11 protein-coding genes are annotated in these 8,284 nt (G+C 59.9%); 6 read left to right on the top strand and 5 right to left on the bottom strand.

What is annotated here, in order from left to right:
* From AC0L3D_RS05615 to AC0L3D_RS05595, 5 genes are all read left to right on the top strand, one after another.
* A partial coding sequence (locus AC0L3D_RS05615; RefSeq protein WP_473643393.1) for a transposase occupies positions 1 to 141 on the top strand: 141 nt, incomplete at its 5' end.
* The gene (locus tag AC0L3D_RS05610; RefSeq protein ID WP_473643392.1) at positions 138 to 686 is read left to right on the top strand and encodes an HAD-IC family P-type ATPase; all 549 of its coding nucleotides are present in this window, start codon (positions 138 to 140) and stop codon (positions 684 to 686) included. The genes AC0L3D_RS05615 and AC0L3D_RS05610, both read left to right, overlap by 4 nt.
* Positions 683 to 949, top strand: coding sequence for a cbb3-type cytochrome oxidase assembly protein CcoS (gene ccoS, locus AC0L3D_RS05605; protein WP_123148495.1), 267 nt, complete (start codon positions 683 to 685; stop codon positions 947 to 949). Before AC0L3D_RS05610 ends, ccoS begins: the two co-directional genes overlap by 4 nt.
* A gap of 288 nt (positions 950 to 1,237) precedes the next feature.
* On the top strand, positions 1,238 to 1,792 hold the full coding sequence (locus AC0L3D_RS05600) for a hypothetical protein (RefSeq protein ID WP_287344782.1): 555 nt from the start codon (positions 1,238 to 1,240) through the stop codon (positions 1,790 to 1,792).
* Entirely contained in the window at positions 1,789 to 3,024 is a 1,236-nt protein-coding gene (locus tag AC0L3D_RS05595) for an HlyD family secretion protein (protein WP_287344780.1), read from the top strand. Before AC0L3D_RS05600 ends, AC0L3D_RS05595 begins: the two co-directional genes overlap by 4 nt.
* A gap of 139 nt (positions 3,025 to 3,163) precedes the next feature.
* On the opposite strand, the gene AC0L3D_RS05590 is transcribed toward AC0L3D_RS05595, so the two are convergent.
* The 5 genes from AC0L3D_RS05590 to AC0L3D_RS05570 all read right to left on the bottom strand — a co-directional run bounded on the left by AC0L3D_RS05590 (position 3,164) and on the right by AC0L3D_RS05570 (position 7,175).
* Positions 3,164 to 3,502, bottom strand: coding sequence for a hypothetical protein (locus tag AC0L3D_RS05590; RefSeq protein WP_473643382.1), 339 nt, complete (start codon positions 3,500 to 3,502; stop codon positions 3,164 to 3,166).
* A 103-nt stretch (positions 3,503 to 3,605) separates the two neighbouring features.
* Entirely contained in the window at positions 3,606 to 4,442 is an 837-nt protein-coding gene (locus tag AC0L3D_RS05585; protein WP_287260228.1) for a universal stress protein, read from the bottom strand.
* 78 nt (positions 4,443 to 4,520) lie between these two features.
* A complete protein-coding gene (locus AC0L3D_RS05580; RefSeq protein WP_473643380.1) occupies positions 4,521 to 5,471 on the bottom strand; it encodes a DUF2950 domain-containing protein in 951 nt (316 codons plus the stop codon).
* 48 nt (positions 5,472 to 5,519) lie between these two features.
* Entirely contained in the window at positions 5,520 to 6,917 is a 1,398-nt protein-coding gene (locus AC0L3D_RS05575; RefSeq protein WP_287230777.1) for a DUF3300 domain-containing protein, read from the bottom strand.
* A gap of 30 nt (positions 6,918 to 6,947) precedes the next feature.
* Entirely contained in the window at positions 6,948 to 7,175 is a 228-nt protein-coding gene (locus AC0L3D_RS05570) for a hypothetical protein (RefSeq protein WP_128169714.1), read from the bottom strand.
* A 923-nt stretch (positions 7,176 to 8,098) separates the two neighbouring features.
* Here AC0L3D_RS05570 and AC0L3D_RS05565 point away from each other — a divergent pair.
* Positions 8,099 to 8,281, top strand: coding sequence for an aspartate-alanine antiporter-like transporter (locus AC0L3D_RS05565; RefSeq protein ID WP_287246371.1), 183 nt, complete (start codon positions 8,099 to 8,101; stop codon positions 8,279 to 8,281).
* Positions 8,282 to 8,284 lie beyond the last annotated feature (3 nt).

Here is an 8,284-nt window from a genome sequence, read left to right as displayed (position 1 = left end):
CAACGCCACAAGATCGAGAACACCTTCGCCCGCCTCAAGGACTGGCGACGAATCCATACCCGATACGACCGCTGCGCTCACACCTTCCTGTCCGCTATCGCTTTCGCCGCCACATTCATCTTCTGGATCAATGAGTCCTGACCCTAGCTGACCTCGGGTTGGCGACAGAGGTGCTGTCCGGCGATCGAGTGGAGGAGGCTTGCAGGGTGGCGGCTGCGTTGGGAATCTCGGAAATCCGCCACGGTGCGCTTCCCGAGGACAAGGTCGAGCGTCTGGAGGAGCTGGCGCGGTCCGGCCGCCGCATCCTTATGGTTGGAGACGGGCTGAACGATGCCCCCGCGCTCGCCACCGCGCATGTCTCAATGGCGCCCTCGTCGGCGGCAGACATCGGGCGGAATGCTGCCGACCTTGTCTTCCTGGGCACGAGCCTGGAGGCCGTACCCCATGCCATAAGAGTCGCCCGGAACGCATCCCGGCTGGTGCGGCAGAACCTCGCCCTTGCCATCGCCTACAACGTTCTGGTCGTGCCCCTCGCTGTGATGGGCCATGTTACGCCGCTTATGGCCGCTGTCGCCATGTCGACGTCATCGATTCTCGTGGTCGGCAACGCATTGCGCCTTCCGGGAAAGCCTCCGCCCGCAGGATCTCCGGCTCTTCGCAGGCTCGACTTGGCGGAGGCGGCATGAACTATCTCGTCTGGCTTGTTCCAATTGCCTTGGGCATGGGCGTCGCGGGTCTCGCGGCGTTCCTGTGGTCGATGCGCAGCGGCCAATATGAAGATCTCGACGGAGCCGCCGAAAGGGTGCTGGTTTCAGACGCCGCGGACGTTCCCCTTCGTCAGTATGGATGGAAAAGCGAGGCGGCCGCTCATGAGGCTCGCCCCAAGGGCGGGAAGGCGCCGACCGCCGACGGCGTTTTCTCAAGGAGCAGAACGGACGGAAGGGTTTGACAATGTCTCAAGCTGGTGACAGGCCGTACGACTGGGTGGCGGCGTTGGCTTTCTACTCGGGAGCCGCCGTGCTTGTCCCAAGCCTCGCCGCCTTGGTCGTTAGCCTTCTGGCGGTCGCCTTGGCATTGCTATAGCAACGAGATGGCTGTCCTGCGTAGGGCGGCGGCTCCGAGACTGCTGGCCTCTTCAGTTGCTTTCGGATGCGGACGGAGTATCCTTAAGTTTGGGCGCGTTGCTGCGCCTAGTGCTCGGGCGTCCTCGCACGAGCGAAATTGGGGAGTGGCAGGCATGTCCGAGGCAATGCATTCGGCGGCGCCGCATCATCTTCCGCCTTTCATAACGGCCCCCGGCGAGACCGATGTGTTGTTCACGGGGTCGGTCATCTTCCTTGTGCTGGCCGTGATGGGGATTGGAAGTTTGTACTTCTGGCTCCATTCCTTGCCGGAGCGCATGTCCCACGGCGGCAGTCAGATCCAGTTCCAGCTTGTGGCGGTGCTGTCGCTGCTGGCGTTGTTCACCCACATCCATGCGTTCTGGATTGCCGCGCTGTTTCTGGCGCTCGTCCCCGTGCCCGACTTCTGGACGCCCCTGGCCAGCATGGCCGACTCGCTCGCCAGGATGGCGACGGGGCGGTTTCGATCCCCCGCCGCGGAGGCGCCGTCTGAGCCGGCTCCCGAGGTGGTTGCCAACTATACGCCGGTCAAAGTGGAGGCCGTACCTCCTCCGACCCCCTTGGAGAAAGCCCGAAGCGACCCCCGCGACGAAATCGCCAAGACGCATGCGCCGGAGCCGTCCGACCGCCATCAGCGCCAGCCGGTGTCAGTGGGAGGTCATGAACGATGATCGAAGTTCTGCTTTGTTCGGTCGTGACCGTCCTGCCCGATTTTCTCGTCCGCCGCTTCGTACAGGGAAAGAGGATTGGTCACGAGATCACGCTCTATTCTGTATGGTATGAGCTGCGATACGGAATAACGGCGTGCATAGCTCTGACAGTGATTCTGCTGACGCTCATTCTCTACTATCATCCGTCGACGTCGAGTGCGATTTCGTTCTTTCGCACCATTCCCATCCTCCCCGAAGGCTCCGGCCGCGTCGAGGAAGTCTATGTGGGCATAAGGGACAAGGTCGAGGCTGGCCAGCGCATCTTCAGGCTTGACAGCTCGGAGCAGGAAGCGGCGCTCGAGACCGCGCGACGGCGGATATCGGAGATAGACGCGGCGCTCGAATTGGCAAAAACCGAGCTGGTAGGGGCCGACGCCCGCATTCAGGAAGCGCAAAGCTCGTACAAGCAGGCCTTGGACGAACTCGAAACCAAGACCGAACTTCAACGGCGAAACGCCAGCACGGTCGCGCAGCGCGAGATCGAAAAGCTCGCCAACATCGTGGAAGGGCGGCAGGCCGCCATTTCCGCGGTCATGGCAAGCAAGCAGTCCGTCGAATCACAGATTTCGTCCGTGCTGCCGGCGCAGAAGAAAAGCGCCGAGGCGGCGCTTGCCCAGGCCCAGGTCGAACTGGACAAGACCGTCGTCTACGCCGGGGTCGCCGGCACTTTGGAGCAATTCACCCTGCGCAAGGGAGACATCGTAAATCCCATTATGCGGCCCGCCGGCGTTCTCATACCGGCGGAAGCCGGAAGGAAGGCTCTTATAGGGGGCTTCAGCCAGCTCGAAGCCCAGGTCATGAAGGTCGGCATGGTTGCCGAAGCGACTTGTATTTCGATGCCTCTGACGATCATTCCGATGGTGGTCACCGAGGTTCAGGATCTCATCGCGACCGGTCAGGTTCGGGCGTCGGATCAGTTGATCGACGCCCAACAGGTGGTCCGGCCCGGAACGATCACCGTCTTTCTGGAGCCGCTGTTCGCGGGAGGGTTCGATGGCGTGCCTCCAGGCAGCAGTTGCATCGCCAACGCCTACACCAACAATCACGACCGACTTGCCGAGGAAGATTTGGGCACAGCGCACTGGCTGTTCCTGCACGTCATAGATACGGTCGGGCTGGTGCATGCGATCATATTGAGATTCCAGGCGCTCCTTCTTCCGGTGCAAACACTCGTCTTTTCGGGCGGGCATTGAGGAACCGACGCGCCGTCGAACATGCGGCCAAAGGAAATTTGCACCAAAGTGCGATCTTAAGCTCGCTATGGCCGTTCGTGCTTAAATGGAACGGGATTTGAACCGACATAACGCGGAGCAACAACGACGTCTCAAGGGATCAATGCGGCAAGTCATACGCTTGGCCTGCCGACCTTAGTTGCTCAAGTGTTTTTCCGGCGCAACTTCCGGACCAATCTCCGCCAACTGGCTCGGCCTTGCCTCGCATGGTGATTGTGCCGGCCTGATTGTCTGGGGTTATATAAACGGCAACCCCGTCTGGACCAATTTTGGACAAGTAGTAACCACGAACGATGCCGCTTAATTCACAACGCACCAAGAAAGGAAAGTCCTCGAACGATCCCTCTTGGGCATGTGCTTCAGGGCTATACATGCAGGCAAGCGACGATTGCGCAATGACAGCGAAAACTGTTCCTGTAAATAGCCAACGAGCCTTCATGCGAATATCCTTCCTAGGCCAAATATACACCATTGATTGCCGTTCCTTGACCACCCGGTTCCGAATAAGCTCGATGACGCTTCGCCACTCGTCACCGACACGATCAATGCGAAAGCATTATCGGCAGCCGGACGTCCAACAGGATGCCTTTCGTAGCCCCACCGAGCACGAAATCCCTCAGTCTGGTGTGACCGAACGCTCCCATGATCATCAGGTCGGCGCCGATTTCGATCGCTCGCTCCTGAAGCGACACCTCGACCGGGCAATCCTCGGATACGAATGGCATGGCCTCGGCTGACAGCCCGCGTAGGTTCAGCCCTTGAGTCAAGCGTTGGGCGGCGTCCGTCTCCTGCAGGGACTTCTCGCCCGTCACGGTGAGCACCGTAATCTTGGAAGCGCGGCGCAACACCTGATGTGCATCCGCCACAGCGCGAGCCGCAACACGGCTGCCGTCCCAGGCAATAGCAACGCTGTGCAGCTTCGTGACAGGCTCGACCTCTGGCAGAAGGATCGTCGGCCTTCCCGACCCGAAGATAATGGCCTGCGCGGTCGTCCTGCTCGTGGGGTTGTTCTCCTCCCAGGCGCAGAGAACGAGATCATAGTAACGCGCGTGAATTGCAGCGGTGTCATTCAGCAAGGGAGCGTTCGACGTGACCGCGTCTGTGGTTGAGTCCACGCCTGCCCGTTTCGCTTCCAGCACAACCTTTGCTAGAAACGCTTCGCCGCGATCCCGGCACAGCGCTTCGGCCTCCCGCGTCATTTTGGGGACGTCGACCAGCCTCCGCGACAGCGCATTCGAGATGTTTCGGATCTCTACGTTGATGGCCAACGCATGCAGTTGCGCGCCGAGGGCCGCCGCCATCGCGACCGCCCTGGGCACTACCATTTCAGGGTTGGGTTCGGGATAGGTGATAACAGGAAGCAGGGCTATCGTTTTCACTAGGGGCCTCCCTCTGAATGCAGGTACGCGACAGCCGTCTAGTCCCAAAGCACGCATCCGGAATGTGCATGGGTCCGCTCACTCGCCCGGATCGTTGACCACGGCCCAACCGTCATCGGGATTGAACGCCGTGATCTTTTCGGCGAGCGCCGCCGTATCGGGCCCGAGATCCTTTTCGTAGACTGTGCCGTACTGGTTTACGACGAAGGTCATGATGCCTGTGCGGTCGTATTCGGCAGGCATCGCGATCAGCCCAAAGCCGGCGATCATGTTGCCGTTGATGACGTAGTCGTACTGGCCGCCGGCGACGTTAGCGCCTTGACCGTTCAATATGCGGTAGCGGTATCCGAAATAGCCGTCCTCGGCGGCCGTCGCCAACTCGGCCTGGCTGATCAGCGAACCGAACGGGCTTTCCGGCACGCCGTCGCCGGGTTCCCAATAGAGCCCGTCATATGTCCCGGGCGTACTGATCAGCTTCTGAGCATATTCGCCGACGCCATCCTCATCCCAGTCGGTTTCCTTGTAATCCTCCTGGGCGTCGACATAGGCGCGCAGGTTGGCGACGGTGGTCAGCTCGTTCTCGCCGATCCTGCGGTTGATGACTTCTTCCAGCCCGGCGATGGTATCGAACGCCCATTTGCCCTCTGTCTGCACGACAGGGAATGGAAACGGCCATACCTGGTTACCAAGAAGAAGCGAGCGGCGGTCGGGTGCCAGTTCCTTGACGGCGATGCCCTTCGCCGCCTCTTCGCGGATTTCCGGAAAGCTCGCCTCCACTTCCTTCGACTTCAGCACTTCGCTGGGCGACAGTCCGAGAAGCGAGGCGACGGCCTCCTTGTCATCTTCCTCCAGCGCTTTGCGGAACGCCTCGACGAGTTCGTCGACTGTTGCGAACGGCGTGGGCGTCTCGCCGATGAAGGCATCGAAATCCTGCGTGGTGCTGGTCTGTGCTTCCTGGGCGCCGCCGGCCGAAAGTGCGGGAACGCCGAGCGAAAGTGCGAGAGTTGCGGTAATGAGGTATCGGATCATGATCATGTTCCTGAAATAAGCCGGATGTCGCACACGATACGGCAGTTGCTACCGGCGTCCTCCGCCTCGTCCGCCTCCGCCTCGTCCGCCTCCGCCCCCTCCTCTTCCACCTCTGCTCTGCACCTGGCGATGGCCGCCACCCCGGCTATAGGCACCGCGGTTCGAATGGTTGGTCGCAACCCTGCCAGGTCGCGGATTCCCCATCGCCGACGGCTTGCGCGGACGATTGTCGGCGCGCGCAGCCGGCTTTTTCCTGGAGGACTTCTTCTGAGCGACTTTCTTGGCCGCAGGTTTGTTGGCCGCCGGTTTCGCCTTCCTGTGCTGGTCCGAGACGCGTTTTGCATCGGGCCGCTTGGTCCCCGACTTCGGCAGCTTGGCCTCCGGCCGGTCCTTCAAACCTTCGGCGACATTCTTGCGGACATCCTTCCCCTTGAGGTCATGCGCCCGCGCCTGCTTGCCCTTGCCCGACTCCCGGCGGTCCTTGGCCTTGCTGGCAATGTTGTTGAAGTCCTTGCTCTTCAGGTTCTGCTTGAGCTTGTCGCGGTCGATGTTCGCGTTCTTGAGATTGATCTTGTCGCGGTCGATGTTCTTGAGGTCGAGGTCCTTCAGCCTGTCGATGTCGATATTGTCGATGTCGATATTGTCGAAATCGATATCGATGTTGTCGCCGATATCGACGTCGAGATCCACGTCGCCGCCCCAGGTTCCCCAGTCGTCCCAGTCGACCACTGCGGCCCACATCGCACCGGTAGCAAGCGCGGCCCAGTAGGGCGCTGTCGGATAGTAATAGGAGGGGTACGGGTCGTAGGCGATCGGGTCGCCCGCTATGACATAGTCGGGCTCATACAGCATTTCGGGGGGATAGGTCGGGATATAGACGGTCTGCGGATCGGCAGACCTGATCACGACATTGTCGCCTTCGTTGACAACCTGCACCTGCTCCGTCGTCTTCAGGTAGTCCTTGGCGACCGCCTCGTCGCGCAACTGCTGGATGGCGACGAGCAAATCCTTCTGCTGGTTGGCGGCCGCATTGCCCAACTGTTCGGTCCACTCCAGATCGTCGTTCATCATCTTCACGATCTTGGGATAATTGAGCAGCGAGATCACGCTGCCATCCCATTTGTCGCTCGGCTCGAGGTCGGGAGACTTCGCCTTTTCGTCGAGAAAGCGGGCCGCCTGCACGATCTGTAGCGGATAGAGCGAAGCCGCGATGGTGAGCGCGACGACATCGTCGGGATAAAGCGCGATCGGCGCGGTCAGGACCTTCAGTTCGTCGAGCGTGAGAGGAGCAGGCTCCTCAGTGACGGCGGCCGGTTCGCTGTCGGCCGCCGGCCGCGGAGTCGGAGTGGGGGTCTGGCCGTAGGCAGGCGCACCGAACGGCGCGGAAAGAAGCAGAAGGGCCGCAAGGCCGACTGAAACGAGGCCGAACCTGGACCAATGGGTCATCTGGCTGCTCCTACAGTTGCGATCGCCAAGCTATTTCTTTTGCGCGGCGTCGAAAGGGTCGACGTAGCTCCGCCCAACCGCGCGGACGGCGCGACCTATGTCGTCATGGATATCGTTCTGGAGATTGACGATGGAGACACGCACGCTCCAGTTGGGAGCATCGAAACCCCCGCCATTGAGCAGCACGATCGAGTGGTCCTTCGCCAGGCGATAGACCAGGTCCAGTGGGTGAACGTTCTTCTCCAGCCACGTAACCATTTCCTCGCCTTGGTATTTGCGCAGCCAGAATTCGAAATCGAGGGGTTCCGATAGTAAGCCGCAAAATTCGCGTTGGGCTGAACATCCAGAGGCGGTCCTTGCGCGTCCGATCTGCATCTGTCCAGCATTCCGCCCGCGCCACCGCTGTTGGAGACGCGAATATGGCTTGCACTGGAAACCGTTTGCGCGGCATCGGTATGGTTTAACCGGTCACACGGGGTGAGCCGTCCCTTCAAGCTCGGAACAGAGCCAAACTCACTGGAAAATTGATGCGCCACAGGAACATCCCTTCAATGGCCCTCAACTCTCTATTGTCAAACTACTTTCTCGCGCAGTTCTTAGACAAACCATAATTAAAATAAGCTTTGAATTATCGTCCCTCAGCGCTCGCTCACGTCTGCTGTTAAAATGTAACCATAGCAGTAGTCTACGTCAAAAAATCGAGACTTCAATAGCATAGCGATGTTCCATGATAACACCTTGAAATAAGGCACGCAAGGGTGTATTGTACGACTTCAAATTAACTGACATTGCAATCAGCGGTTTCATAGATAATTATCATACAATTTACCTTAGCGGCGGAAGCAATCGGAGAACTTCTGGCCGCGTCTTTTAGTATTGAACCTGCAACAGGAGGGTATCATGGTTGAATGGGTTCGTGAGCACAGCTTCGCAGCTGTCCTGAAATCGCGACCTTCATGTCTCTAGCCATTTGCTATTATTTCTGCCCCTTTATGGATGAAGATCTCGGCTTAGGAGCGGTGACAGCGACCCCATTGCAGCCGTCATCGTTAGGCAGCTTGGGATCACGATTTCTCCGTCGCTGAGGGCGCTGCTGGCAGGACTGGTCGTCGGGCATCTGCGTATGCGCTTCCCTCTCTTCGGTGGGACCGGGACTGTACCTCGGGCACGACCTGCCCCGTATGAACCCCATACTGCTCCTGGGAGGACTGGCTGGGGCGCAGACCATGGCCGCCGGCATGGCGGCGGTGCAGGACCGCTCGGGCAGTCCGGTTGCCGTCCTTGGCTATACGCCGGCGGTTCCGATCGGCCACATCCTGCTCACAACCTGGGGGACGGTGATCGTGGGCGTGATGGCGAACTGAAAT

It is taken from the genome of Mesorhizobium sp. WSM4837, assembly GCF_055811435.1.
The sequence above is the reverse complement of the archived record's forward strand: the minus strand, read 5'-3'. Positions and strand labels throughout refer to the sequence as shown.